This window comes from Gemmata sp. SH-PL17, from assembly GCF_001610855.1.
Lineage (GTDB): Bacteria > Planctomycetota > Planctomycetia > Gemmatales > Gemmataceae > Gemmata > Gemmata massiliana.
Genome location: NZ_CP011271.1, coordinates 5,445,434 through 5,471,823, shown reverse-complemented (window position 1 = coordinate 5,471,823; position 26,390 = coordinate 5,445,434). Strand labels below are relative to the sequence as shown.

At 63.5% G+C, this 26,390-nt stretch carries 18 protein-coding genes, 1 tRNA gene and 1 rRNA gene; 14 read left to right on the top strand and 6 right to left on the bottom strand.

The features are described from left to right. The first annotated feature begins 126 nt into the window (after positions 1 to 126). The 5 genes from VT84_RS22465 (at position 127) to tsaD (ending at position 6,784) form a co-directional block, all read left to right on the top strand. On the top strand, positions 127 to 762 hold the full coding sequence (locus VT84_RS22465; RefSeq protein ID WP_315850287.1) for an ECF-type sigma factor: 636 nt from the start codon (positions 127 to 129) through the stop codon (positions 760 to 762). 37 nt (positions 763 to 799) lie between these two features. Next, positions 800 to 2,962, top strand: coding sequence for a bifunctional serine/threonine-protein kinase/formylglycine-generating enzyme family protein (locus tag VT84_RS40220; protein ID WP_204249623.1), 2,163 nt, complete (start codon positions 800 to 802; stop codon positions 2,960 to 2,962). A gap of 96 nt (positions 2,963 to 3,058) precedes the next feature. Beyond that, positions 3,059 to 3,565, top strand: a complete 507-nt coding sequence (locus VT84_RS22450) for a hypothetical protein (RefSeq protein ID WP_082841054.1) — start codon at positions 3,059 to 3,061, stop codon at positions 3,563 to 3,565. 408 nt (positions 3,566 to 3,973) lie between these two features. Next, a complete protein-coding gene (locus VT84_RS22445) occupies positions 3,974 to 5,731 on the top strand; it encodes a serine/threonine-protein kinase (RefSeq protein ID WP_082841053.1) in 1,758 nt (585 codons plus the stop codon). 39 nt (positions 5,732 to 5,770) lie between these two features. Continuing rightward, positions 5,771 to 6,784: a tRNA (adenosine(37)-N6)-threonylcarbamoyltransferase complex transferase subunit TsaD gene (gene tsaD / locus VT84_RS22440; protein ID WP_082841052.1), complete on the top strand. Its 1,014-nt coding sequence runs from the start codon at positions 5,771 to 5,773 to the stop codon at positions 6,782 to 6,784. Between the two features lie 114 nt (positions 6,785 to 6,898). On the opposite strand, the gene VT84_RS22435 is transcribed toward tsaD, so the two are convergent. Then, complete coding sequence (locus tag VT84_RS22435; RefSeq protein WP_052552306.1) at positions 6,899 to 8,368, bottom strand: DUF1501 domain-containing protein; 1,470 nt, start codon at positions 8,366 to 8,368, stop codon at positions 6,899 to 6,901. A gap of 550 nt (positions 8,369 to 8,918) precedes the next feature. On the opposite strand from VT84_RS22435, the gene VT84_RS22430 reads away from it, so the two are divergent. Further along, positions 8,919 to 10,370 carry a Gfo/Idh/MocA family protein gene (locus VT84_RS22430; protein ID WP_082841051.1) on the top strand — a complete coding sequence of 484 codons (1,452 nt, stop codon included), beginning with the start codon at positions 8,919 to 8,921 and terminating at the stop codon, positions 10,368 to 10,370. Between the two features lie 315 nt (positions 10,371 to 10,685). Continuing rightward, the gene (locus VT84_RS22425; protein WP_082841050.1) at positions 10,686 to 12,347 is read left to right on the top strand and encodes an amidohydrolase; all 1,662 of its coding nucleotides are present in this window, start codon (positions 10,686 to 10,688) and stop codon (positions 12,345 to 12,347) included. A gap of 150 nt (positions 12,348 to 12,497) precedes the next feature. Here the strand turns inward: VT84_RS22425 and VT84_RS22420 are convergent, their stop codons facing one another. Then, complete coding sequence (locus VT84_RS22420) at positions 12,498 to 12,998, bottom strand: hypothetical protein (RefSeq protein WP_052552300.1); 501 nt, start codon at positions 12,996 to 12,998, stop codon at positions 12,498 to 12,500. Between the two features lie 78 nt (positions 12,999 to 13,076). Next, positions 13,077 to 13,541, bottom strand: coding sequence for a TIGR03067 domain-containing protein (locus VT84_RS22415; RefSeq protein ID WP_162271809.1), 465 nt, complete (start codon positions 13,539 to 13,541; stop codon positions 13,077 to 13,079). Positions 13,542 to 13,958: 417 nt separating this feature from the next. Between VT84_RS22415 and VT84_RS22410 the strand changes: the two genes are divergently transcribed. The 6 genes from VT84_RS22410 (at position 13,959) to VT84_RS22385 (ending at position 23,796) form a co-directional block, all read left to right on the top strand. After that, positions 13,959 to 15,032 (top strand): hypothetical protein, encoded by a 1,074-nt coding sequence (locus VT84_RS22410; RefSeq protein WP_157469714.1) that lies wholly within the window; start codon positions 13,959 to 13,961, stop codon positions 15,030 to 15,032. A gap of 45 nt (positions 15,033 to 15,077) precedes the next feature. Next, positions 15,078 to 15,680: an RNA polymerase sigma factor gene (locus VT84_RS22405; RefSeq protein ID WP_052552293.1), complete on the top strand. Its 603-nt coding sequence runs from the start codon at positions 15,078 to 15,080 to the stop codon at positions 15,678 to 15,680. After that, positions 15,677 to 18,796: a serine/threonine-protein kinase gene (locus tag VT84_RS22400; protein WP_082841047.1), complete on the top strand. Its 3,120-nt coding sequence runs from the start codon at positions 15,677 to 15,679 to the stop codon at positions 18,794 to 18,796. Before VT84_RS22405 ends, VT84_RS22400 begins: the two co-directional genes overlap by 4 nt. A gap of 100 nt (positions 18,797 to 18,896) precedes the next feature. Next, entirely contained in the window at positions 18,897 to 19,328 is a 432-nt protein-coding gene (locus VT84_RS22395; protein ID WP_052552288.1) for a TIGR03067 domain-containing protein, read from the top strand. Between the two features lie 1,380 nt (positions 19,329 to 20,708). Next, a 16S ribosomal RNA gene (locus VT84_RS22390) occupies positions 20,709 to 22,207 on the top strand. 335 nt (positions 22,208 to 22,542) lie between these two features. Continuing rightward, positions 22,543 to 23,796, top strand: coding sequence for an anion transporter (locus tag VT84_RS22385; protein WP_082841046.1), 1,254 nt, complete (start codon positions 22,543 to 22,545; stop codon positions 23,794 to 23,796). Positions 23,797 to 24,592: 796 nt separating this feature from the next. Here VT84_RS22385 and VT84_RS22375 read toward each other — a convergent pair. After that, positions 24,593 to 24,874 carry a hypothetical protein gene (locus tag VT84_RS22375; protein WP_239465440.1) on the bottom strand — a complete coding sequence of 94 codons (282 nt, stop codon included), beginning with the start codon at positions 24,872 to 24,874 and terminating at the stop codon, positions 24,593 to 24,595. 142 nt (positions 24,875 to 25,016) lie between these two features. Next, positions 25,017 to 25,391, bottom strand: coding sequence for a hypothetical protein (locus VT84_RS22370; RefSeq protein WP_082841044.1), 375 nt, complete (start codon positions 25,389 to 25,391; stop codon positions 25,017 to 25,019). Positions 25,392 to 25,532: 141 nt separating this feature from the next. On the opposite strand from VT84_RS22370, the gene VT84_RS22365 reads away from it, so the two are divergent. Further along, positions 25,533 to 25,606 (top strand) — tRNA-Val (locus tag VT84_RS22365). Positions 25,607 to 25,708: 102 nt separating this feature from the next. On the opposite strand, the gene VT84_RS22360 is transcribed toward VT84_RS22365, so the two are convergent. After that, positions 25,709 to 26,368, bottom strand: a complete 660-nt coding sequence (locus tag VT84_RS22360) for a site-specific integrase (RefSeq protein WP_082841043.1) — start codon at positions 26,366 to 26,368, stop codon at positions 25,709 to 25,711. Between the last annotated feature and the right edge of the window lie 22 nt (positions 26,369 to 26,390).

Below are 26,390 nucleotides of genomic sequence, written 5' to 3'. Positions count from 1 at the left end.
GATAGAATTTCCCTACTTTTGTCGCTGTTTTCTACAGCCGCTCCTATGGGAGCGGAGCGTTTCGTGTTTGTCGCGCATTAGCCTGCAAGACTGGCCTCAGAAACCGAGTATTCCGCACGATCTGGTATGAGATCACCCGCGCCCGATAAAGAAATGGCCAAGGACACGCACATTATCAGCGCGACGGATTGGGGCGACCCGCGCGCTGCGGCGCAGTTGTTACCCCTGGTTTATGACGAACTGCGACGGCTCGCCGTCGCCCGGTTAGCCGCTGAGCCGCCCGGCCAAACGCTTCAGCCGACGGCTCTCGTTCATGAAGCGTACCTCCGGCTCGTCGCTGCTGGGCACGACCAGTGGGACCACCGCGGACACTTCTTCGCCGCTGCTGCCGAGTCCATGCGGCGCATTCTCATCGACGGCGCCCGAAAAAAGGCCGCTGCCCGGCACGGCGGGGCGATGCAGCGTCAGGCGCTTGACCCGGAAGCGGCCCTTGTGCCCGAACCGCGCGAGGATTTGCTCGCCCTGGATGAGGCCCTGAGCCGACTGGAAGCGGTGGACCCGCTCAAAGCCAATCTCGTGAAGCTCCGCTATTTTGCAGGGCTCAGCCTCGCCGAAGCCGCGTCTGCACTCGACCTGTCGGAACGCACGGCCGGGCGGCACTGGGCCTACGCTCGGGCTTGGCTCCGCCGCGCTGTTGAGGGGGCGCACGAAAAAGTGGAACCGACGGTGGCCGAGACCGGGCCGGGATCTCGCATTGATTAACGTCCCGGAGCGCCGGCACCTTGGAAGGGTTCCCGACATGACGGAAGAAGAGGTCTTCCTGGCGGCCCTCGATTTGGCCGACCCGGGCGCGCGCGGCGAGTACCTGGAGCGCACGTGTCGCGGGGACGCGGCGTTCCGCCAACAGGTGGAAGAGCTGCTGGCCGCGCACTTCAAAGAGGGTGCGTTCCTGGACGAGCCGATCGGCGCGCAAATGGGGGACGGGCGCCTCCCGGTGGACGCGGATTCGCTCGTGACCCGGGTCGCCAATCGGGGCGGCGGTACCGACAAGAACCCGGCTGCCGAAGAGCCCTGCGACCTGAGTTTCTTGCTTCCCCCCACACGGACCGATTCACTCGGCCGGATCGGGCACTACGAGGTGCTCCAGATCCTCGGCAGGGGCGGGTTCGGGATCGTCTTCCGGGCGTTCGACGATGTGCTCCACCGCGTGGTCGCGCTCAAGGTGCTCGCCCCGGCGCTCGCCGCCACTTCACCGGCCCGCAAGCGGTTCTTGCGCGAGGCCCGGTCGTTCGCGCAGGTTCGCCACGAGAACGTCGTTCAGATCTACGCCATTGAGGAGCGCCCGTTACCGTACCTCGTGATGGAGTACATCCCGGGCGAGACGCTCCAACAGCGCCTGGACCGGACCGGACCCCTTGAAGAATCGGAGATCGTGCGCTTCGGCCGGCAAATGGCCGAGGGGCTGGCCGCGGCCCACGCCACCGGGCTTATTCACCGGGACGTGACGCCCGGCAACGTGCTCATCGAAGCCGGCCCTCAAGAGCGGGCGAAGATCACCGACTTCGGGCTGGCGCGCGCGGCCGACGACGCGAGCATCTCGCAGAGCGGGGTCGTTGCCGGTACCCCGTTGTACATGGCCCCGGAACAGGCGCGGGGCGAGCCCCTCGACCACCGGGCCGACCTGTTCAGCCTCGGGAGCGTGTTGTACACCCTGGCCACGGGCCGCCCGCCGTTCCGCGCCGCGGCCACGTTCGCGGTCCTGAAGCGGGTGATCGAGGACGCCCCGCGGCCGGTCCGGGACGTGGTCCCCGAAGCCCCCCAGTGGCTCGCGGACGTGATCGCCAAGTTGCACGCGAAGAACCCGGACGACCGGTTCCAGTCGGCCGGAGAAGTGGCCGCAGCCCTCGCCGATGGCGCACCATCCGAGGGCGCGCGGCCCCGCCGGAGTCGGTCCGCGCTCGGGCGCTCCGGCCGGCGGAAATGGGTTGTGGTCGCGGCCCTCTTGCTCTCCGTTTTCGCACTGGCTCTCGCCGAGAGCACCGGCCTGACGCACTGGCTGCAGCGCCCGCGCGCCGCGTCCGACTCGGTGAAGAACGGCGCGGAGGGCGACGGCCCGCCGAACCCGAATCCGCCCGAGTTCACCAACACGCTGGGGATGAAGTTCAAGCGCATTCCGTTGGGCCGGTTCCGGATGGGGTCGCCCGCGGAAGAAGTGGACCGGTGCCTCAACGAGTTCGCGGAGGGGAGCACCAAGTTCCAGGCGCTGCGCAAGAAGCACGAAGGGAAGTTCGAGGAGGAGCGCCTGCCGGCCGAAGCACCGGCGCACGAAGTCGCGATCGCGCGGTCGTTTTACATGGGCGCCACGGAGGTCACGGCCGGGCAGTTCCGCCGGTTCGTAGAGGAGAAAGGGTACAGCGCGGGCGACGAGGGTTGGAAGGTTCCCGGTTTGGACGAGCCCGACAATTGCCCGGTGACATACGTGTCCTGGTACAACGCCGTGGATTTCTGCACGTGGCTGAGCGCGAAGGAGGGAAAGACGTACCGTTTGCCCACGGAAGCCGAGTGGGAGTATTGTTGCCGGGCCGGGAAATCGGGGGCGCGGTACTGCTTCGGTGACGACGACGACCAGTTGGAGCACTACGCCTGGTACGACAAGAACAGTACGCGCGGTGAGGGCACCTTGAACCGGACGAACCGCGTGGCGCGGCTGAAGTCGAACGCATGGGGCCTCTACGACATGCACGGCAACGCCTGGGAGTGGTGCCAGGACAGCTACGATCCGAATTACTACAAGAACAGCCCGATGAACGATCCGTCGGGCGGCGCGGGCGCCAGCCGTGTGCTCCGCGGCGGATCGTGGTACTGGGCGCCCGAGTTCTGCCGCTCCGCGTTCCGGCACTACGTGCCCCCCGACCTCCGCTACTACGACGTGGGTTTCCGCGTGGTGCTCGTCCCCAAATAACGGGGCGGCGCCGTCCCTTGGTACGCACACGTGCTCGCTGGTTGCCCCGGCCGCGAGCGGGTATCATCGTGCGAATACCATCGCGAGGGCCGGCGCATGTCGAACACGATGTACCCGCTTCTGCTTCTGCTCTTCCTCATCGTCTGCGTACCGCTTGCACAGGCGGACGAACCGAAACCCAAACCGATTACGATCGCCACCCCGAAGGGGTGGACCGAACTCAAGCTGAAAGACGGTGACGAGTCACTTAATGTGGCCGCCCGATTCGAGGTCGGTGACAAAGACAATACGGTCCGGTCTGTCGTGCTTCGGGGCAGTGGGAGCCTGAAAGACAATGTCAACCGCTGGCGCGGCCAGCTTAAACTCGAACCGCTCGACGCGGAGGGTGTCAAGAAGGCCGTCCGTCCGGTCAAAGTGGGTGGGAGTGCGGGGCACCGGTTCGATGCTACGGGAACCGACGAGTCGGCCCAGCGGATCGTGGCCGTCGTGGTCGAGCGCGACGAGGGGACGTGGTTCTTCCGCATGAGTGGCCCGGTCGACGCGGTCGAAAAACAGCTCAAAGCGTTCGATGAATTACTCGCGTCGGCGCGGTTCGCGAAGTAGGGTAGGCTGCGAGCAGATTTTTCAAGCACGGCACGAAATCAGAGAAGCGGAATTGGGCCAGGCCAGCCCAGAATGGCCTCGCGCGACCATTTCTCGCGAATCACTGCAATTTCACGCGCCCGGCTCAGGTAGGTATCGTGCTGGTGGCACACCGGCGCCAGCTCTTAACGTCGTAATCTCGGCGTACAACGCAACCGGGTTTGGTAACAGATCGGCTTCAACGCGAGTGACGGAATGACTCTGCGCGCCCGAAGTGGTGCTAGGGTGTAGTGTCCCGCGCCCCGATACGGTCGCGCCTTTTGATTATTTTCTGTGCTCGCGGAAAGCAGCCACAGAAGCAAGCACCCGCAAACCGAACAGTACAGGCTCGGGCGCCGAGTTCCTCCCAAAAGTGTTTTTCGAGCCGCCATGCCGGACCTTTCGGACCTCACCGCTGATCGCCCGGTCGCCGCGGACACGCCCGGCGCTACGATCGTGCGCGAAGCACCGAGCACCCACCAGGAGACGCTCGTGCGTCCGAGCGAATCCGGCCCCCAAACCGGGATCACGCTCCCGCGTGCGACCTCGACCGGGTCCGCGGGCTTCGTGGAAGAGACGCGCCAACTGCTCTACAAGCGCCTGCTCGTTACGCACGGGGCGATCGGGATCGCGACGGGGCTGATTACGCTTTTCGGCGTCACCGGGATTGCGGTGATGCCTTCCGAGGGCGGTTTAGGGCGGTGGGCCATCGGTCTCCCGCTCCTCGCGTTCGGACAGAGCATCGCCGGGTTGGTGTTCCTGTTGCGGAACCCGGACGCGGCCCTTTCTGCTCTACGAACGGTCGAAGTGAGCCAGTTCGCAATGATCGGTTTGACCGGCGGGACCGCTCGGTTCGCCGTGTTGAACGCGACGCCCGCCGAATCGGTGGACCCGCGGTACCCGGACATCGTTTACCGCTTCGACGCCGTAATGACGAACTACCCGATCGTGTTCGCCGTTATCTTTTACGGCGTGCTGATCCCGAACACTAGGCGGCGCAGCCTGATTGGTACCGGGCTCCTCATTCTCGTCCCGATCGTTGCGACTGCTCTGGCTGTTGCGCTGAACCCCGCGGTGCGCCCCGCCCTACCGCGGTTGCTCCCCGCGACCGCGGTCCCGCTGTTTATGGCCGGGGTGATCGCGGTGTTCTGTGCGACGCGGTCGAGCGCCCTGCAAAGGCAGGTGTTCGACGCGGTCCGTGAGGCGAAGCAACTGGGCGCGTACACGCTCCGCAAGAAGCTGGGCGCGGGCGGGATGGGCGACGTGTGGCTCGCGGAGCACCGGCTCCTCAAGCGCCCGTGCGCGATGAAGTTCGTGCGCGCCGAACTCGCGACCGAAGCCGCGACCGCGGCCCGGTTCGAGCGCGAGGTGCGGGCCGTGACGACGCTGACGCACTTCAACACGGTCCGCATTTACGACTACGGGCGCAGCGACGACGGCAGCTTCTACTATGTGATGGAGTACCTCGAAGGGCCGACCCTTGACCGGCTGGTCAAGGACCGCGGGCCGCTGGCGCCGGGACGGGCCGTGTACCTGTTGCGCCAGTTGTGCGGCGCGCTGACCGAGGCGCACGCGAACGGGATGGTTCACCGCGACCTGAAGCCGAGCAACATCCTCGTGGCCACGCTCGGGGGGCAGCGCGACGTCGCCAAGCTCCTCGATTTCGGGCTCGTTCAGGACCACGGATCGGAAGCGGACGTGAAAATCACGCGGGCCGGTACGGTACTCGGTACGCCGTCGTACATGTGCCCCGAACAGGCCGCGGGTGAGAGCGTGGACCCGCGCGGCGACATTTACAGCCTCGGGGCCGTCGCGTTCTTCGTTCTGGTCGGTCACCCGCCCTTTGAAGGTACGAGCGTAGGGAAGTTGCTCGCCGCCCACCTGACTCAACCCGCGCCAAACTTGTCGACGGTACGGAGCGACATACCGACCGATCTCGCGGCGATCGTGGCGAAGTGTCTGGCGAAAGACCCGGCCGACCGGTTCCAGAGCGCTCGGGAGTTGGAAGCCGCACTCGCGGCTTGTGCCTGTAGCGCGGACTGGAACGCGGCCCGGGCCACCGAGTGGTGGGAGCCGGGCACGCTGATCGAAACCCCTCCGCCCGCGGTTACAACCGAACAGACGCAAACGCTGGTTCGTGGGGCGTAGTGCCGGGCGCCATCGGGCGCGCCCGCTACTATGAACCCCATGACACACTTTCTGGCTCTGGAAACGTCCTGCGACGAAACGGCCGCGGCGGTGTTCACGGACGAACTACAGGTTCTGTCGAGCGTGGTCGCGTCGCAAACGGACCTGCACGCCCGGTTCGGCGGGGTGGTTCCCGAAATCGCGTCCCGCGCGCACCTCCGGAACCTGCTTCCCGTTGTGAACGAAGCACTCGTGCAAGCGAACGTCTCGCTCAAAGACATCGGCTGCGTGGCGGTCCACAATACGCCCGGATTGGTCGGCGCGCTGCTCGTGGGTGTGAGCGCGGCGAAGGCGTTCGCGTTCGGTCTGGGGGTTCCTCTCATCGCAGTAAACCACGTCGCGAGTCACATCTTCGCGTGCCGGCTCGCGGCCAACCGCGACATCTTCCCCTGTTTGGGGCTGGTCGTGAGTGGGGGGCACACGGCACTGTTTCGCTGCGATACGGCGTTGTCACTCGAACTGTTAGGCGGCACACGCGACGACGCGGCGGGCGAGGCGTTCGACAAGGTCGCGGCGATTCTGGGTTTGGGCTTCCCGGGCGGGCCAGCGGTCGAGCGCGAGGCCGCGACCGGTAACCCGAAAGCCCACCACTTCCCTCGCGCGTTCATCGACGACGGGCGGTTAGAGTTCAGCTTCAGCGGGCTGAAGACGGCGGTGCTCTATGCGTGCCACGGACAGGACGTGAAGAGGTCCACGCCCCCCGGACCGGGCCAAAAGCGTGCGGATCTCGCCGCGAGTTTTCAGGCCGCAGTGGTCGATGTTCTCACGATGAAGTGCAAGCAAGCTCTGCGCAAAACCGGCCTAACGCGACTCGCGGTGGGCGGCGGGGTGAGCGCGAACAAGCCGCTCCGGGCTGCGTTAGAAGCGATGTGTGCCAAGGAGGGGGCGGAACTGGTCATTCCGCCGCTCAACCTTTGCACGGACAACGCGGCAATGGCCGCGCTCGCTGTGGAGAAATGGAAGCGAAAGGAGTTCGCCCCCGCGGACCTGGACGCCGACCCGAACTGGCTGTGATGCGGTGATGGGAGTGCTCGCACATCCCGTGGTGAAGTGTTCGGAGACTTGTGAATCAGAACTGACCCGCGCCCCACTGGGCGCGGGTTTCTTTTGTTACTGCCGAGGGTATGGTTAGCTCAACAGGCCGCTGACGACCTCGCCCTTCACCAGTTCGCGCGGCTGGTTCAGGTGGTTGTACACGATCGTGTCCGGCTTGATGCCGACCGAGTGGTAGATCGTCGCGAGCAGTTCCGTCGGGTGAATCGCGCCTTCGACCGGGGCGCTGGCGGTCTTGTCGCTCTTCCCGTGAACGTACCCGCGCTTGACACCCGCGCCGGCGATGACGCCGGTGTAGCAGTACGGCCAGTGGTCGCGGCCGTCGTCGTTGTTCTGGTTGCCCGAGGTGCTGACCCCGCGCTGCGGGCTGCGGCCGAACTCGCCCACGCACACCACGAGCGTTTCCTTCAGCAGCCCGCGCTCGTCGAGGTCGGTAATCAGCGTCGAGAGCCCGCTATCGAGCATCGGGGCCGCCTGTGTCTTCATTCGCGTGGACAGGCCCGTGTGGACGTCCCACGAGTGGTTGTCGCTGTTCGCGACCTTCGGCCACACGACCTCGACGAACCGGGTGCCGGCCTCGACGAGCCGGCGGGCCAGGAGCAGGCTCTGGCCGAACGTGTTCTTGCCGTACTTCTCCCGGAGTTCGGCCTTCTCTTCGGTCAACTCGAACGCCTTCTTCGCGCGTCCGCTCACGACCAGCCCGAGTGCCTTGCCGTAGTATTCGTCGAGGTCGTGCTTCGCGACCGCCGCTTCTACTTCCGGCATACCCTTGCTGATGGTCTCGCGGAGCGTGGCTCGGCGCTCCATCCGGACCGGCGTGAGTTCCTCGCGGAGCTTCAGGTCGTCGGTGCGGATGCGGTCCATCTTCGCCATGTCCATGTCGTCGCCGGGCGGGTAGAGAAGGTACGGGTCGTACCCCTTACCCAGGAACCCCGCGCTGCCGCCCTTGCCCACGACGTTCGACTCTTGCAGGGGCCGCGGCATCATTACGAAGGGCAGCATCGGCACGGTCGGCGGCTTCATCTTGATGATGTTGGAGCCGAGCGTGGGGAAGTCCTTCGGGCTGGGCGGTTCCAGCTGCCCGGACGCGCTCACCTTGTCGGTGGTGTAGCCCGTGTGCATCTGGTAAATGGCCGCGGTGTGGTTGAACAGACCGTAGGGCGTGTAGCTCACCGCGCGCATCAGTGTGGTCTTGTCGAGCACGGTCGCGATCTTCGGCAGCAGCTCCGTGACGTGCGTGCCGGTCAGCTTCGTCTGCTGGTGCTTGAAGACGCTCTTCACCTTGTCCGGAACGTTGTCCTTCGGATCCCACAAGTCGAGGTGACTCGGCCCGCCCTGCAAGTAGATGAAGATGACACTCTTCGCTTTGCCGAAGCCCGGGCCGTTTCCGGCGTCGCCCTTGGTGTTGTTCGCGCTGGCCTTTTGGAGCGAGAAGAGGTCGCCGAGAGTAAGCCCGAGAACCCCGGACCCGCCCACGCGGAGTAAATCGCGGCGCGTCACGCCATCACAATCGCTCTTCGCCGCTGAACCGGGAATGACCAGCATGTGAAACTCCGGGGGGAGTTGGGAGGAGGGCCGGACCGTTCGGTAGGTGTCAGAAGTTTACCCGAAACGGGAATCGCTCGCAAACGGTTTTTGTGGGCTGGCAAAGAGTGAAAATGAACCGCAGATAACGCGGATCACGCCGATCAGAGCAAGAAGGCGAATTGGCCACAAAAAGGCACGAAGGGTTTTAGCCCCGTAGGGGCGGCAGAGCGTAGCCCAGGGTTGCGCGTTGCTCCACCCTGGGCTACGCTCTGCCACGATGCCACGATGAGAGCACTGCCGCGATGCGCGCGCTGCCTCAACATCGGGTTCGTGGGAGCCCGCCAGGGGTTGCGCTCGCGTGGCTCTCTTCACCCCTGGCTACTCGTCTACCCCCCTACGGGGCTAAAGCCAAACTTGCGCTTTGCTTTCTGTTTTCTTTTGTGCCCTTTGTGCCTTTTTGTGGCCAATCCGTGCCTCTCAACCTGTGAAGATCGCGTTTGCTCCGGGCGCGAGCGGCGGGTATGGTTCATCGTACCCGCCCCTCCCACCACGCTGCCGGAGCCAATCCATGACTCGCGTTTCGCGCCGAAGGTTCCTTCAAACGTCGCTCGCCACGGCCGCTACCATCACCATCGCCGGGACGAAATCGTCCGCCCGCGTGATGGGAGCAAACGACCGCATCCGGATCGCGGTCGCGGGCCTGAACGGGCGCGGCGAGTCGCACGTCGGTGCTTATCTTGGCATGAAGAACGTCGAGATTGCGTACCTCGTGGACCCGGACAAGCGCACTTACCAGAAGCGCCTGGACCAAATTGCCCGCAAGGAGCGCCCCGCCGCGCCGTGCCTTCAGGACGTTCGCAAAGCCCTGGAAGACAAAGACCTCAACGCCGTTTCCATTGCCACGCCGAATCACTGGCACGCGCTGATGACCATCTGGGCGTGCGAAGCGGGCAAGGACGTCTACGTCGAGAAACCGTGTTCGCACAACATCCACGAGGGCCGGATCGCGGTCGAAATGGCCCGCAAGCACAAGCGGGTCGTCCAGCACGGTACTCAGAACCGCAGTTCGCAGGGATGGGCCGACCTCGCGGCGCTTGCCAAGTCCGGGAAACTCGGCAAGCTGCTCGTGTCGCGCGGGCTGTGTTACAAGGACGGTGGGACCGGGGGGAGCACCCGCGGCGACATCGGCACCAAGCCCACAAAGGCCCCGCCCGCGGACCTCGATTTCAACATCTGGCTCGGGCCGGCGCAGGAGCAACTGTACCACGAGAACCTCGTCCACTACCGCTGGCACTGGTTCTGGGCGTTCGGCAACGGCGACGCGGGGAACCAGGGCGTTCACGAGATGGACAAGGCCCGCTGGCTCATTCCCGGCGCGACGTGGCCGAAGTCGGTCGTCAGCTTCGGCGGGCGCTACGCGAACAACGACCAGGCCGAAACGCCCAACGCACTCGTGAGCGTATTCGATTATGGCGAAACGCAACTGATCTTCGAGACGCGCGGGCTGAAGTCGCCGGCGTTCCGGGGGCAGACGGTTGGGAACATTCTGCACTTCGAGGAGGGCGTCGTCGCGGGCACCAAGTTCTACCCGAAGGGGAAGGACGAGGGGCAGCCGATCCCGAAGGTGGCGTCGGACGTGAAACTCGGCGGGAACCACTTCACGAACTTCATCGACTGCGTTCGCAGCCGCGACACCGCGAAGCTCCACGCGGACATCGAAGTGGGGCACGTCTCCGCCGGCCTGTGCCACCTGGGGAACATCAGCTACCGCCTGGGTAAAGCATCGAGCTACGACCCGAAGCTCGGCAAGATTGTGGGTAACGAGTCCGGCACAGACGCGCTGGAACGCATGGCCGAGCACCTCAAGGACAGCGGTATCAAGTTCGACGGCAAGAACTTCTTTGCCGGCCGCAAACTCGATTTCGACGCGAAGACCGAAACGTTCCCCAAGGACTCGGAAGCCAACGCGCTCCTGACGCGAAAGTACCGCGCGCCGTTCACCGTGCCGGACAAGGTGTAGGCGAAGTCGGGGAGAAAAGCCGAAAAGAAGAGCCGCGGATCACGCAGATAACGCGGATCAGACACGAAAGAGATCAGAAGGCCGGATTTAAGCCCCGATAGGGGCGCAGGCGAGCGCAACCCCTGGCGGGCTCCTGCAAACCCCGGTGTTCTGAGACGGCGCGCTCCCGACGACAACCCCGCCCAGGGTTGCGCGTTGCTCCACCCTGGGCTACTCGCCTACGCCCCTATCGGGGCTTAAATTCCGTTCCCGTCTTTTGTTTTGATCCGCGTTATCTGCGTGATCCGCGGCTCTTTTGCTTCTTGAGTACCCTCAATGCTCACCCTTCTGCTCCTGCTCACACCCGCGGCAGAGCCACCAATTGCAGCGGACCTCATCGTTCACAACGGCAACGTGTGGACCGGCGACGCCAAGCAGCCGGAGGTGCAAGCGGTTGCGGTGTGGCGCGATCGCATCGTGAAAGTGGGTACGGACGCCGAAGTGAAGGCACTTGCGGGCGCGAGTACGACGCTCATTGACCTAAAGGGCGGGCGACTCGTTCCCGGGTTCTACGACAGTCACTTGCACTTTTTGTCCGGTGGGCAATCGCTCTCTCAGGTCGATCTCAAGGACGCGAAGGACGAAGAGGAGTTCGGTAAGCGGCTGACGGCGTTCGACAAAAACACCCCGCGTGAGCGCTGGATCGTGGGCGGACAGTGGGACCACGATCGCACGTTCAAAGGCGTGTTGCCAACTGCTGCAACCGTCGACAAGTTCGTGAAGGACCGTCCCGTCTTCATCAGCCGGTACGACGGGCACATGGGACTCGCGAACTCTGCTGCTCTCAAACTCGCTGGAATCACGGCCGACACCAAAGACCCGCCCGGTGGAGTGATCTACCGCCTCGCGGATGGGAAGACGCCCTCGGGTATTCTCAAAGACAACGCGATGGCACTCGTGGACCGGCTCATTCCGGACCCCGGCGATGCGGAGATCCTCGAAGCCGTGCTCACAGCGCAGAAGGCCGCGGCCGAAGTGGGCGTGACAAGCGTTCAAGACCTCGACGGTAGCGCGCCCGAAACGCGGCGCAAGCTCTTTCGCATTTACCAGCGGCTTGCACGCGAGGGGAAACTCACGTGCCGCATCGATTTGCGGTGGCCGATCGCACTTTATAAGGAACTCGCGAACACCGGCGCGACCGCCGACTTCGGCAACGATTTCGTGCGCATCGGCGGCGTAAAGGGGTTCATGGACGGGTCGCTCGGGAGTAGCACCGCGAAGATGTTTGCGCCGTATGAAACGGACGCGAAGGTCACCGGTGTCTACGTTACCGAACCGGACACGATGCGGAGTTACATCCGGGGCGCGGATGCGGCGGGCATGAACGTGTGCGTTCATGCGATCGGGGATCAGGCTAACGCGGTGCTACTCGACCTGTTCGCTGACGTGGCGAAGCAAAACGGCGCGAAGGATCGCCGGTTCCGCATCGAGCACGCACAGCACCTCCGTTCGGAAGACTACAAGCGCTTCAAAGACCTGAGCGTGATAGCCTCGATGCAGCCGTATCACGTGATCGACGACGGGCGCTGGGCCGAGGGGCGCATCGGCGCGAAGCGGTGTGCCAGTTCGTATGCCTACCGCTCGCTGCTCGGTTCGGGAGCGAAACTGGCGTTCGGTTCGGACTGGCCGGTGGCGCCGATCGATCCGCTGCCCGGTATCGACGCGGCGGTGAACCGGCGCACGATCGACGGCAAGCACCCGAACGGGTGGTATCCGGAACAGCGGATCACCGTCGCTGAGGCGGTTGAAGCGTACACGCTCGGGAGCGCGTTCGCGGGGTTTCAGGAGAAGGATCGCGGGAGCATCTGGGTCGGCAAGTTGGCCGACTTTGTTCTCCTCTCTCGCGATATCTTCGCACCCGCCGAGAAGGACAAGATCGCCGATACGAAGGTTCTGCTCACGGTCGTTGGCGGAAAAGTGGTCTTCGAGCGGAAGTGAAGTTGAGTGGGGCTGGTTCGTGGTTTGGTGGCACAGGCCTCTGGCCTGTGGAGGCGTTCCAGAGGCCTGTGCCACGAGCAATAAACACGAAGAGCACAGGCTTTCTGCCTGTGCTCAAGAGCGTGCTAACGCAGCCAATCTAGAGAAGGTTTAGTCTTTCTTCGTCAGCTCGAACTCGAAGGCGCCTTCGAGTGTGGTCCCGTCTTCGTTCGCCGGGTACTTCCAGGTGCCCTTGATCTTCTTGTCCTTGACCGTTCCCGTGTACGGGATCTTGGTAATCGCCTCGGTGTTCTCGACGTCCTTCGAGCCGATCGACTCGAACTCGATCTTGTAGCCCTTGTCCTTGTTGCTCTTGTCCACGAGGGCGATCGTTCCGCGGACGAGGTACGTGACCTTCAGTTCGTCGGTCTTCTCGGCGAGATCGGCCTCGAATTTTTCGCCGTCGCGCTTGGTGATTGTGAGTTCGCAATCGAACTCGGGTGGCCCGCCACCCGTTCCCTTGAACTCGCCCTTTTGCGTGAGCTTGCCCTTCCACACGGTGCCGGTCAGTGCCGGGTCGCCGTCTTTGGCCGGCGCCGCCTGCACCAGTACGCCGGCGGTCGGTACCAATACCAGTGCGACCGCGGCAAACATCTTCAGCACGGGGTTCATCGCGTACCTCCTGGGTCTGTGCGAACCGGAGGTATTTTCCCGCGAGGCAGCGGACGCTGCCAGCCCAAACTTACTTCCTCACTTCACCTGGCGCGCCCACGTTTCGAGGAAGTGCCCGCTGTTGGCCGGGGACTCGAATTTCGTGGGCTTCGGCTTGTCCGTCGTGCAGTAGCACATTTTCAGTTGGTTCCCGGCCAGTTCGTAGATGCCGTGGCTCTTTTTGCCCTTCAGCGGGCCTTCGGCGAACTCGAACGTGATCGATTTCGGCGTCGTGCTCGGGTCGAACTGAATGCTCGCGAGAGCGAGCCGGAAGATGATCGGCTTGCCGTCTTTATCGAGCTTCGAGTCCTTGAAATACAGGTGGTACTGGTCCTTATCGAACACGACGGTGACCTGCTTCATGATGTCCGTGGGCATCATGGCTTTGCCTTCGTAATCGCACTGGAGCGGCTTCCAGTAGCCCTGCACCTTGTCTTGATCGCTCGACGGAGCTGCCGCGGGTGGGTCGGCCCACGCGACCGCTCCAAAAGCTAATGCGCTCATCAACGCCCCCACGCGAATCATTCGCATGCCCTCTGCGGGTACTCAGACTGGCTTGGGCAGGGGATATGACTTCGCGCGTGGACTGCGTCAACCTCAATTGAGGCGCTCGCAGGGCCGTTCCTTGTTTCATGTTGTGGATTTAGTGCAGTTGGGTAATCGGGGCGCGTTGCCTCTTGGTCCCGGAGTTGCGCATGCCCCCTCGCACGCTGTACGCCGCGCTCGCCGCGCTCCCCGATCCGCGCAGCCGACACGGTCGTATCCACCCCTTGCCCGCCGTTCTGGGGCTCGTCGCGTGGGTCCTGCTCATGGGGCGCAAGAGCCTCTCCGGGATCGAGGTCGCCAAAAAAGGGGGCGCCGATCCGCACCTGCCCTTGTGGGCAAGCCAAAGAGAACCGCGGGGCCAAGTTCCGCCAGTTCGTGACGACCGTGGGTGTTCTGAGCCTGAAGCGGCGGTACTGGCAATGCCGCTGCGGGGCGGAAGAGTTCTATGCGGCCGATGCCCTGATCGGCCTGAACCACCGGTTCAGCCGAGTCGTCCCGAAGCAGTGCTGCCGACCGGCGGCGGACATGTCGTTCGACAAGAGCAGCGAGCACCTGCGCCAGATGCTGGGTGCGCGCGTCGCCCCCGAAACCTTGCGCGCGTTGGTGGCGTTGCACGGGCGGGCGATGGTGGCGTTCCAGCCGGAAGATGGCGTCACCGCCGGGACGTTCCGCCGAGCCGAGGGTGAGGTGGAGTTGGCGATCGACGCGGGCAAGGTGAACACCCGCGAGAAGGGCTGGACGGACCTGAAGATCGCCGTGATCTCGAAGCGGGAGACCGGCGCGCCGGCGATACCCCCCCAGTGGCAGGACGACCGGTTGCCGGAGGCGAGTGCCGTCGTGTCGTTCGCGATGATCGCCGCGAGCAAGGTGTTCCGCAGGAGTTGGGGGCCGTCCCTGCGGCACCTGGGCGCGACCGCGTTCGCGGCGGTGCAGGCGCGGGGCGACGGTGCGAGTTGGATCTGGAAGAGTGTCGAGCGGGTGTTACCGGGTTGCACCCAGACGTTGGACATTTACCGCGCCAGCGAGCGATTGAGCGGTTGTGCTCAGGCGATCTTCGGTGAGGGCACGCCGGAGGCAACGACGGCATTCGAGCGGGGGCGAGAATTGCTGCTGAAGGACGGTTGTCGGGTGTGTGCGCGTGGGTGGCCGAACTGTTGGCCGTCGAGAAACCGGAGGAACGGGCGGGTCGTCAGAAGGCGGCGGAGAAATTGTTGGGCTACTTCTCCAGGCATATGCCGCGGTTGGGCTACCGCACGGTACCAGTGGCGCTTCCATTCCGTCGAGAACTCAATCGCCCCGATCCTGTCGACTCCTGTAATAACGCTCCCGCCCACCGTAGGTGTTGTAACCCCGGTAACCGGCACGGTCATCAAGACGTGGCGAAGCCCGGTGTCTCCTCGTGCTACCGGCCGCGCCGCTGAGTTGATGGGCCGCGCCGGGTTTTCGTGAGGATTGCCCCTGCCGGGCCACCCGCTTACACTGCCCTCACCCCATATGACGGACAGCGAAGGCTCTCAACTGCGGACGCGCGCCAGCCTACTTTTCAGGCTGCAACACACCCCGGACGATCCGGCGGCGTGGGACCAATTCGTGGCACGCTACGGGCCACAGATATCCGCCTGGTGCCGGCACTGGGGCCTGCAAGAAGCCGACGCCGCCGACGTGACCCAAAACGTCCTCCTACAGCTCACCCAAAAACTGCGCGACTTCCAGTACGACCCGTCTAGGCGGTTCCGCGCCTGGCTCAAGACACTGGCGCGGCACGCCTGGAGCGACTTCTACCGCGTCGGCGCCCGTGCCGGGGCCGGCGGGTCGGCGGCGCTCAACGTGCTGGACCAGGTCGCGGCCCGCGACGACCTGGATCAGCGGCTCCTGGCGGCCTTCGATCACGAACTACTGGAGCGGGCATACGAACAGGTTCGTGCGCGGGTCGAGGGGCGCACCTGGCAGGCGTTCGTGCTGACCGCTGTCGAGGGGCTGAAGGGGACCGAAGCCGCGAACCGGCTCGGGATGAACGTCGGCGCGGTGTTCGTCGCCAAGAGTAAGGTTCAGGCCATGCTCCAGGAGTTCGTCCGCGCGTCCGAGGAAGAGCTATGACCGGCTGTTTGGGGGAGCAGGGGCTTCGCGACTTCCTGACCGGCCGACTGGACCCGCCGTCGTTGGCAGCGGCGACCGACCACATCGACGTTTGTTCGACCTGTCAGGCACAACTCGACGCGCTGACCGATCGCCCGTCGCTGGTCCTCAAAGATGCGCCCGCCGAAAGCTGGGCGGCCGGGCCTGTGGACGCCACGGGTACCGTACTGGCCGACCGGTACCGCCTGCGCGAAATCGTTGGCGAGGGCGGTATGGGCACGGTCTGGGCGGCCGATCAGACCGCTCCGTTGCGCCGGGCCGTGGCCGTCAAGGTGATTCGGGCCGGGCTCAACGGCCGGTCGGTTTTGCACCGCTTCGAGATGGAGCGGCAGGCGCTGGCCCGGATGGACCACCCGAACATTGCCCGCGTCTTCGACGGGGGTGAAACCGGCGACGGCCGCCCGTTCTTCGTCATGGAACTGGTCGCCGGTCGGCCGCTCACCGACTACTGCGAGGGCACGCGCCTGGACGTGCGCGGGCGCCTGGAGCTGTTCGCAGCGGTCTGCCGGGCGGTTCAACACGCGCACCAGAAGGGCGTCGTTCACCGTGACCTGAAGCCGTCGAACGTCCTGGTCGCTGTGATCGATGGCAAACCGGTGCCAAAAGTCATCGACTTCGGCATCGCGAAGGCCGTGGGGGACGAGGCTCTCGGCGAATCGCACGCCACGCAGAACGGTGTCGTGGTCGGCACACTGGACTACATGTCGCCGGAACAAGCCGCCGGTCCGGGCGCCGACATCGACACGCGATCCGACATCTATTCCCTGGGCGCGGTCCTTTACGAACTGCTCACCGGTTCGCGGCCGCTCGATCTCCAGCGGGCGGGTCTGGGCGAAATCCTGCGCATGATCCAGGAGAGGGAGCCGACGAAACCCTCCGCGCGAGTGGCTGCCGCCCCGCCGCGAACCAAGCAACGGCGGTTGGTCGCGCAACTGCGGGGCGACCTGGACCGGGTGGTGATGAAGTGCCTGGAGAAGCCGCGCGACCGGCGGTACGAGTCGGCCAGCGCCCTGGCCCGCGATGTCGAGCGGTTCCTCGCCGGCGAACCGGTGGAGGCGCAGCCGCCTTCGGCCGCGTACCGCCTCCGCAAGTTCCTCCTGCGCAACAAGGGGCCGGCGGTGGCGGCGGGCCTGGTTCTGTTCGCGCTACTGGCCGGCTTGGGCGCGGCGAAGTGGCAGGCGATCGAGGCCGACCGCGCGCGCGGGGTCGCCGAAACCAACGAGCAGAGGGCCAACGACGCCGCCGAGAAAGAGCACGCCGCTCGACTTGACGAGGAACGGGAGCGGACCTTCGCCGAAGCGATCAACCGGTTCGTGCGCGACGACTTCCTGGCACTCACCAGCGTCGAGGGGCAAGACCTTCTCGGTGGCGACCGGGACGGGCTGAGCAAGGACACCACCCTGCGCGACCTGTTGGACCGGGCCGCGGCGAAGTTGCGGGCGCGGAAGGATCTGGCCCCGCGGACCGAGGCCGAGTTGTGCTGGATCGTGGGCATGAACTACCGCAGCGTCGGGGCGCCCAAAAAGGGTATCGAGTTCTTGCAGCGCGCCGTCCAACTCCGGACCACGCTCCTCGGCCGGGACCACGCCCACACCCTTACCGCCATGAGTGGCCTCGGCCAGGCGTACTTCTGGGCCGATCGACCCGACCTCGCTCTGCCACTCGACGAGGAAACGCTCCGGCTCCGCACCGCAACACTCGGCCCGGAGCACCCCGACACGCTCGTCAGCACGGCGAACCTGGCCGCGGACTACGCGGCGGTGGAGCGGTTCGACCGCGCCGTGCCAATGTTTGAAACGACGCTCGCGCTCATGAAAACCCACCTCGGCCCCGACGAGTCCCGCACGCTGACCTGCATGACCAATCTCGCCAAAACGTACCTCGACGTCGGCAAGATCGACCGCGCCCTGCCGATGTATGAAGAAACCCTCCGCCTCATGAGCGCCAAGCTCGGCGCCGAGCACCTACACACGCTCACCTGCGCGAACAACCTCGCGACGGTGTACAAGGACGCGGGCCGGCTCAAAGCGGCAATACCACTATCGGAGGATACACTCAAGCGCCGCAAAGCTAAGCTCGGCGCCGAGCACCCCGACACGCTCAGCAGCACGATCAACCTCGCCGGGGCTTACCACGCGGCCGGGAACCTCGACGCGGCGCTCCCGCTCTTCGAGACGGCGCTCGCCGTGCTGAAGTCCAAGCACGACGCCGATCACCCCTTGATGCAGACGTGTAAGTACAACCTCGCCTCCGCCTACCGCGACGCCGGGAAGCTGTCTTTGGCGCTCCCGCTCTTTGAAGAGGCGTACGCGCTGCGGAAAGCCCGGTACGGCCCGACGCACTCCGTAACGCTCCTCGGGCTGCACAACCTCGCTCGTGCGTACTGGCTGGGGCGGCAGTTCGACAAGTCGGTTCCGCTGTTCGAGGAGGCTCTGAAGCTGAAGGCGGCGAAGTTCGGGCGCGACCACGCCGACGCGCTCAACACCGCGGCCAACCTCGCCGTGAACTACCGGGACGCGGGCCGGCTGGCGGACGCGATCGTGCTCATGGAAGAAGCTCACCGGGCCTCGAAGTCGGCCCCCGAACTGCGCTGGATCGGCCCGCACCTGCTGGGCGCCTACGCGAAAGCGGGGGAAGGCGCCAAGTTCACCAGCCTGCTCCAAGAGCAACTGTCCGAGGTTCGCGCCACCCTGCCCCCGGACAGCCCACAACTGGCCGGCCGGCTCGCCCAGTTCGGTCTGGTTCTTCTGGAGCGCAAGCAGTGGGCCGAAGCCGAGCCGCTGCTCCGCGAGGCCCTGGCGGTCCGCGCAAAAAAGGAGCCCAACGACTGGCGGACGTTCGCCACGCGATCGATGCTCGGTGGCGCGCTCCTGGGGCAGAAGAAGTTCGCCGACGCCGAACCGCTTTTGCTCGCCGGGTACGAGGGCATGAAGCAGCGGGAGCGGTCCGTGCCACCGGAGGCACGGGCGCGGCTCACCGAGGGCGCGGCGCGGCTCGTCGAACTTTGCGAGGCCACGAACCGGCCCGACGACGCGGCGAAGTGGCGCAAGGAACTGGAAGAGCGCCGAAAACCGTAGTGTCGGCTAGGTCAAAAAACGCCAAGACCCGTTTCGGGCACTCGCGTACCATCCCGGGCACGTGGGCGCAAGTAGCGCTCAGTGCTTTGAGGGCGTGACAATGAAGTGGGCGACCAGCGCAGTGGTTTTGGCAATGTGTGCGGCTGGGTACGGAGCTGACCCGACACCCGAAACAGAACTGAAGGCGCTTAAAGGTTCGTGGGTAGCGGAGTCGGAGGAACTGAACGGCGTGGTGACTCCGAAAGAGAAGCTGGATCGGACGCTGGTGGTGGAGGGGGACAAGGCGACCAACACGTTCAAGCGAGGAGCGGCAACGCACACGTCAGAAGTGAAGCTCGTGCTCGACCCGTCGAAGGCACCAAAACTGATGGACATGCTCGGTAAAGATTTCGAGCGGAAGGCAATCTACAAATTGGAAGACGGGAAGTTGTGGGTCTGCGTACAACACGATCCGAAAAAGGGGCGCCCGACTGGCTTCAAAACAACCGCCGGTTCCGGGTACGGCGTGGCGGTCTACGTCAAGAAGAAATGACCCTCTCGGGCGCGATCACCCTCATGCGATCTTGCCCTTACTTTTGCACTGAAATCCGTCTTTGGGCGTCGCCTCTTGCACGAGGCCGGTTACCCGCCACCGAAAAACGCCTTCCAACCAACACGCAACGCACCCCACCAGCCCTTCGCATATGGTGGGTTGGCCGGATCAATTCCCCCGGCTCCCGCGCAAGTAAAGCAGGGCGTCTCTACGCTCGGTGAACCGGGAAGATTGCGAGCGCCTTGGCACGTCGGGCAACGGAACGGCATCCAACCACGGGGGCCGGGCTGGTAGGGGTAAAACTTCTTCCCGAAGCAGAGCTTGCACTCGGGGTTCCCCTGACAGTGACACCGGATAGACGCTGCCATTTGAGGTTCCTCCTACCTGCTTGGATTGCGGAACGCTTCCGAAGATGCGGCAAGAAGTTCTTAAGCAGGGCACATGCCAAAACACAAATGTCGATACAAGTTGCGAATTTGTATGAAGTTGAAGTAATTTATCAGGTCGAATAGTGGACGCGAAATTTCGTCATTTACGATATTGCGTCAAATCAGGTGCGAAATTTCGTGAGCCGCAAGTCATGTTTCTGAGAACTGAAGAAGCTTTGATCCTCTGAGACTTCGCTCTGGCGTTTCCCGATCCGCGTCTCGATGTATTTGCTGTCTCTGTGTTTGGAAACTGTGAAAGTTGCCACCGCACAAGTCGGCAAGTGGGCGCTAAGGCTGGAATAAGCGTATTAAGTAGCAACCACGCAGTAGGAACGGTAAATCCCGAGCAGTATTTCGTTGAGACGCGGCTTCGGTGAGTGCTAGAAGCTTGTGTCGGTCTTTTTTCGATGGTTGATGGTTCTCACGGAAAGTATGGGCACGTAATCAATCGCCGGGCGGGAGTTGGTTGCTCCCCAACCCTTGGTCAGAACCGCCCAGAACGATTGTCCGCTGTGGCGTAAGTCGCTCTGGTTCTGGCTAGACTCATCTCGCAACCACCGGAAACCCTTGGAAAAGCAGGGTTCTGGGACGCTTTCCCAATTTTTTTTGCCGCCCGGTTGACACCCCTCGGGCTCGCTCTTATCATTCCGTTACCACTGCACCGCGGTGGTGAACGCGACGCGAAGACGAGATGAAAGTCGCAAGACTGGAACGAGTCACGCGAAGCAACGAACGATCTTTGACAAGTCGGTAGCGATAGCTGAGAGGTGCGGGTTGTTGTCGTTGAATCGGCATCGACCCGGATCTCTGACCAAGTAAGGAGCCAATTGCTGGCCCGCAAGGGTTGGTGATTGGTGCCAGACCGGTCAAAGTCTTTTGAGTTGATGACCGAACAACGGCAAGTGTTGAACTCAACAAGAACCGCGGCGCGAGAGTGCCGTGGTGTAATAAAAACTTGAAGGGTTTGATTCTGGCTCAGAACGAACGTTGGCGGCGTGGATTAGGCATGCAAGTCGGGGGAATCCCGCAAGGGGGAACCGGCGTAAGGGGCAGTAAGGCATGGGTAACCTACCTTTGGGTTCGGGATAGCCATCAGAGATGGTGGGTAATACCGGATGACGTCGTGAGACCAAAGATTTATCGCCCTCAGAGGGGCCCATGTGATATTAGCTAGTTGGTAAGGTAACGGCTTACCAAGGCGAAGATGTCTAGCGGGTGTGAGAGCACGACCCGCGCCACTCGCACTGAGACACTGGCGAGACACCTACGGGTGGCTGCAGTCGAGGATCTTCGGCAATGGGCGCAAGCCTGACCGAGCGACGCCGCGTGAGCGATGAAGGCCTTCGGGTTGTAAAGCTCTTTAGTGGGGGAGAAAAGCCGCAAGGTGTGATCTATCCCAAAAATAAGCACGGGCTAAGTTCGTGCCAGCAGCCGCGGTAAGACGAACCGTGCGAACGTTGTTCGGAATCACTGGGCTTAAAGGGCGCGTAGGCGGGCTGTCAAGTCTGGGGTGAAATCCCGCGGCTCAACCGTGGAACTGCCTCAGATACTGACGGCCTCGAGGGAGGTAGGGGCATGCGGAACTGTAGGTGGAGCGGTGAAATGCGTTGATATCTACAGGAACTCCGGTGGCGAAGGCGGCGTGCTGGACCTCTTCTGACGCTGAGGCGCGAAAGCTAGGGGAGCAAACGGGATTAGATACCCCGGTAGTCCTAGCCCTAAACGATGGGTACTAGATAGTAGGCTAGATATGAGCTTACTGTCGAAGTTAAAATGCTAAGTACCCCGCCTGGGGAGTATGGTCGCAAGGCTGAAACTCAAAGAAATTGACGGGGGCTCACACAAGCGGTGGAGCATGTGGCTTAATTCGAGGCTACGCGAAGAACCTTATCCTGGACTTGACATGTGCGAAAGCGCTCGGTAGTAGGAGCCGGAAACGGTAACGAACCTCGCAAGAGGGAGCCGAGTACAGGTGCTGCATGGCTGTCGTCAGCTCGTGTCGTGAGATGTCGGGTTAAGTCCCATAACGAGCGAAACCCTTACCTTTAGTTGCCACCCGCAAGGAGCACTCTAGAGGGACTGCCGGTGTTAAACCGGAGGAAGGCGGGGATGACGTCAAGTCCTCATGGCCTTTATGTCCAGGGCTGCACACGTGCTACAATGGTGCACACAAAGTGAAGCGACTGCGCGAGCAGGAGCCAATCACAAAAATTGCACCCCAGTTCAGATCGTAGGCTGCAACTCGCCTACGTGAAGCCGGAATCGCTAGTAATCGCGGGTCAGCAACACCGCGGTGAATGTGTTCCTGAGCCTTGTACACACCGCCCGTCAAGCCACGAAAGGGAGGGACGGCCGAAGTCCGCTTTGCCGCGGCCGACGCCGGACTTTCTGATTGGGACTAAGTCGTAACAAGGTAACCGTAGGGGAACCTGCGGTTGGATCACCTCCTTTCTAAGGATGTTAACAAGTACCGGATCGCACGCCTTGAGCAGCGTGGCGAATCCCATATCACCCGCACCGACCAGCTATCACTACCGACTTGCCGAGATATACTAATCCCCCCTGAGTCGAAAGACTCAGGGGGGATTTTTTACGTACTTACTGCACATCCGTGCATAACACGGCATCCATCGCACATCTCGATTCCTCGTTTCTTTCACATCGAGCAAGTTGATAACTATCTTCGCGATCGTTTAGCGGTCGTTGAGGAGATCGAGTTTGCGCTCGGTTCGCTGGTCGCTGTACCGACGTCGCGACATCAACTGCTTTCTGTGCTCGGAGGCTTTGTGTCAGGAACGACATTTGGGCTGACGCTGTTCTGGTTCGGGCTGACCTACCTGGGATTGGCCCTGGGCCGGTTGCCGGGGCTACGTACCGACCGGGCCGGGGTATCGCTGGTCGGTGCCGCCGGTGTTCTCGCGTGCGGTCTGCTGTCGTTCGAGGACGCGGTCCGGGCGGTCGATTTCGCGACGATCGCGCTGCTCCTGGGGATGATGGTGGTCGTCGCGTTCCTGCGGAGGGCCGGTTTCTTCGCCCGGCTCGCTGGACTCGCGCTGGGGCGCGTGAAGTCGCCGAGTGGGTTGCTCGCGGTCACGATGCTCCTGTCCGGTACCCTCTCGGCAATCCTCGTCAATGATGTAGTGTGCCTGGCGCTAACGCCCCTGGTGTTGCACCTCACGCGGCACCTGGGACTGGACCCGCGCCCGCACTTGGTGGGTCTCGCGGTGGCGAGTAACCTCGGCTCGGCAGCGACCCTCACCGGGAACCCGCAGAACATGATTATCGGGGGGCTGTCGGGCATCTCGTACCTGCGGTTCGCCGCCAAACTCGCTCCTCCGGCCCTCATTGGTCTGGCGATTGGCTACGTCGTCACGCTGGTCGCCTATCGAAAGGTTCTCAGGAAAGCTGCGTCACTAGAAACGAAGCCGAACGGAAATGGTGACCGCGTGCCCAACGGGAAACGTCACACCGCGCTGCTCGCGAAGAGTTTGCTCGTCACGATCGCGGCGGTCGGGCTGTTCTTCGCCGGGCTACCGATGGCCGTTGTCGCGCTCGGGGCCGCGGCCGTGTTGCTCCTCGATCGCGTGAACCCCGCGAAGGTGTACGCACACATCGACTGGAGCCTGCTCCTCATGTTCGCGGGACTGTTCGTTGTGGTGCGGGCCTTCGAGGTCCACGTGCTCGCGGTGAGCGGGGTCGACGAATGGGCGGGCCGGGCCGATCCGGTGTGGGCGCTTTCCGGGCTTTCGGCGGTCCTGTCGAACGTGGTCTCGAACGTCCCGGCCGTACTCCTGTTCAAGCCGGTCGTAGGGGCCATGCCGGACGCGGTGCGCGAGACCGCGTGGCTAGCCCTGGCTCTATCAAGCACGTTCGCGGGGAACCTGACGATCCTCGGCTCGGTGGCGAACCTGATTGTGGTCGAACAGGCGCGGAAGGAGGGCGTTACAATCGGGTTCTGGGACTACTGTCGGGTCGGTACCCCGGTCACGCTGATTACATTTGTGGTCGGGGCCGCGTGGCTTGCGTTTGTGCCGTATTAAGTGAGCTGTGGGGCTGTTAATTTGACTGCCACTTCAACCGAGTAATCGGGTGGCGTCCTATATGCGCTGTACGGCGGGGAATGCGAGCCACTCGGCGAGCGACCACACGTGATCGGTGAGCCCGGCGGCATCGCCGGGGGTCGTTTTCGGTACCGGCAATCATCGCCTTTGACGCGCAGGGTGCGAGCGGGCCAGCATAAGTTGTAGCTGAAGTAACGGAACACGGTCGCGGTACGATGCACGTCCCAGTCCTTCGAGAACGCATAGCCCTTGCGTGCCTTGCGGCGGCACCGGTTCCGAGCCGTTCCGTTATGCCGCTCGACAAAGCACGTGTTCACCGCGTGGCTGACCGTCGACCCCACCAGTGCCGCCGCCACCGCCACGGCGGTTTCGAATACCACGCGGGTGCTCATGGCCACCACCCGGTTGTTCTCTCGCTCCTTGCGCACGGTCGCAGACGTGCCCCCGGCGGCACCACCGTGTGTTCTTTGCGCGGGCGCCCGGGGGCGCCCAGTCCGCGGTGACGTCACCTGCTGACCGTATGTGCCCCAGACCACCGAGGTGCACACCGGGTGCTAGTCCGAGGTTCTCGGTCACATCACACGCCCGCCGGTGGACGTCACCCACCAGCGCATGCGTCGCGCCCGCGGTTCGCTTGCCGACCACCGAACTCACGACCAACTGGGTCTCGGGGTCCAGGGCCACGTGGTCCCAGCCGTTCCCACACGTGCCGCCATCCGGATCGCAGTTCTTCTGCTTCTTGGCGACGAATCCCCACTTCTCGTCGAACTGCACTTCACGGGGCGTCGGGGGAAAATGCAACGAGCTCGTCGCGTAAATCGTGGGCGTGTTCGCCGGCCCGTCGGATGTACCAGGTGACCGTGTTCGTGTAGGCCCCGACGAGTCGCGCGGTCTTGCGGGTTCCGACCCCTTCGGCCACATGAGCCAGAACCGCGACCACCTTCTGGGCCGGGAGCCGGGCGTCGAACAGGGACGTGCCCGTGCGCTCGGAGAACCGGGCCGTGCACGTGGGGCACCGGAGCACGCGGGTCTTGTTCGGTCCGTAACGGGGCGGCACCGTTAGGTTCCTGTGATGTTTGCCCTGGTTGGGACAATCGGAGTTGAGGCAATTGAACCGGCTCAGGTCGTCCATGACTGTTCCAACCAGTGAGGGGAGATGCCAACCCAACGACCTAATCCCTTACCGGACCGGACCTCCATCAGTGCGCACAAGACTGAGCAGGCACCACCATCTCGGACGTTTCTTTGTAATTCTGCCACGAGCGGCGGGTCTGCTCGCCCGAATCAACGAGCACCTGCTTCGCGTTCAGGAAGTCGTTGCAGAGCGTTTTGACGGTGTCCCCCTCGACGCTCTCCCACGGCTTGCGGCCCGAGTGAAGCGCGTCCCGCTCCGCGAGGCACTTCTTGAAGGCGCCGTCGGGATCGTCCCACGAACCGAAGTAGTGCATCTTGCCACGAATCTTCTTCGCCAACACCCCGGCGGCATGGGGGAAGAGCGGAAAATCCGGGTACGACTTGTTCGGTTTCGGAGGCTTGTCGTCGGATGGTGCGGGTGTAGAATCCTTTTTAGACACGTCGACACTCTGCTCCGGGGCGTGGGTGTGTTGGTAGCCGTTTGCGACAACAAACGACTAAGGCTCCAGAGGTTGACGGATGTAAAGGACGCCTTCTCAACCGTCCTGAACCGCAACGAAAACTTGGAAATCTCAGTAAATGCGCGTTTAGCTCAGTTGGCTAGAGTACCACATTGACATTGTGGGGGTCACTGGTTCAAGTCCAGTAACGCGCACTCAACACAAGGGCCGCAATCCAAATGGGTTGCGGCCCTTGTCGCTTTCTGACACTCACCAAATCAAGCCCCAACTGTAGCCAATCGAAAAAAAGTGGGCTTTTAGGCCATTATCTGGGCCAGCCCTTCCACCAACTTCGCGTCGTCGTTGGGCATCGTGCGGGCGTACACTCGAAGCGTCATCGTTGGGTTGGCGTGTCCAAGCTGTTGGCTCACAGCCTTGAGCGAGTGGCCCGTGGACAATAGCAAACTCGCCACCGAATGCCGTAGGTCGTGGAACCGGACCTTCTCCGGGATTAGTTTTACCCCGCCCTCGCTGTTCGCCGCGGTCTCTGTGAGATTGATTCCTTCAGCGGTGGCTTGGAGCGCCTTGTTCGCCTTCGCCACGACGCCCCGGAACGCCCGCATGACGTTCTTCTTGCACAAATAGCCACCGTCGCGGGTGCAAAATACCGGCTTGTCCAAGGCTTTGAGTCTTACCGCCTTCAACTTGGTCAGCGTCTCCACAACGAAACCGGGCACGGTCAGCGTCCGCCGGGAAGCGGCCGTCTCGGGTTCCTTCGTGATGAATCCGCCCTTCGTTTGAGCGAGGCTACGGCGGACGGTCGGCGTGCCGTTCTTCAGGTCCACGTCGTCCCAAGTGAGTGCGAGCAGTTCCCCTTGTCGGCGCCCGGTGCCGAGCGCCACCACGAGCGGACCGACAGGAGCACCGACCGGCGCTTCCCGCACAACCTTCGCCTGTGTGTCGTTCAAGCAGAGCATTTCCCGCTTAATTGCCAACCTA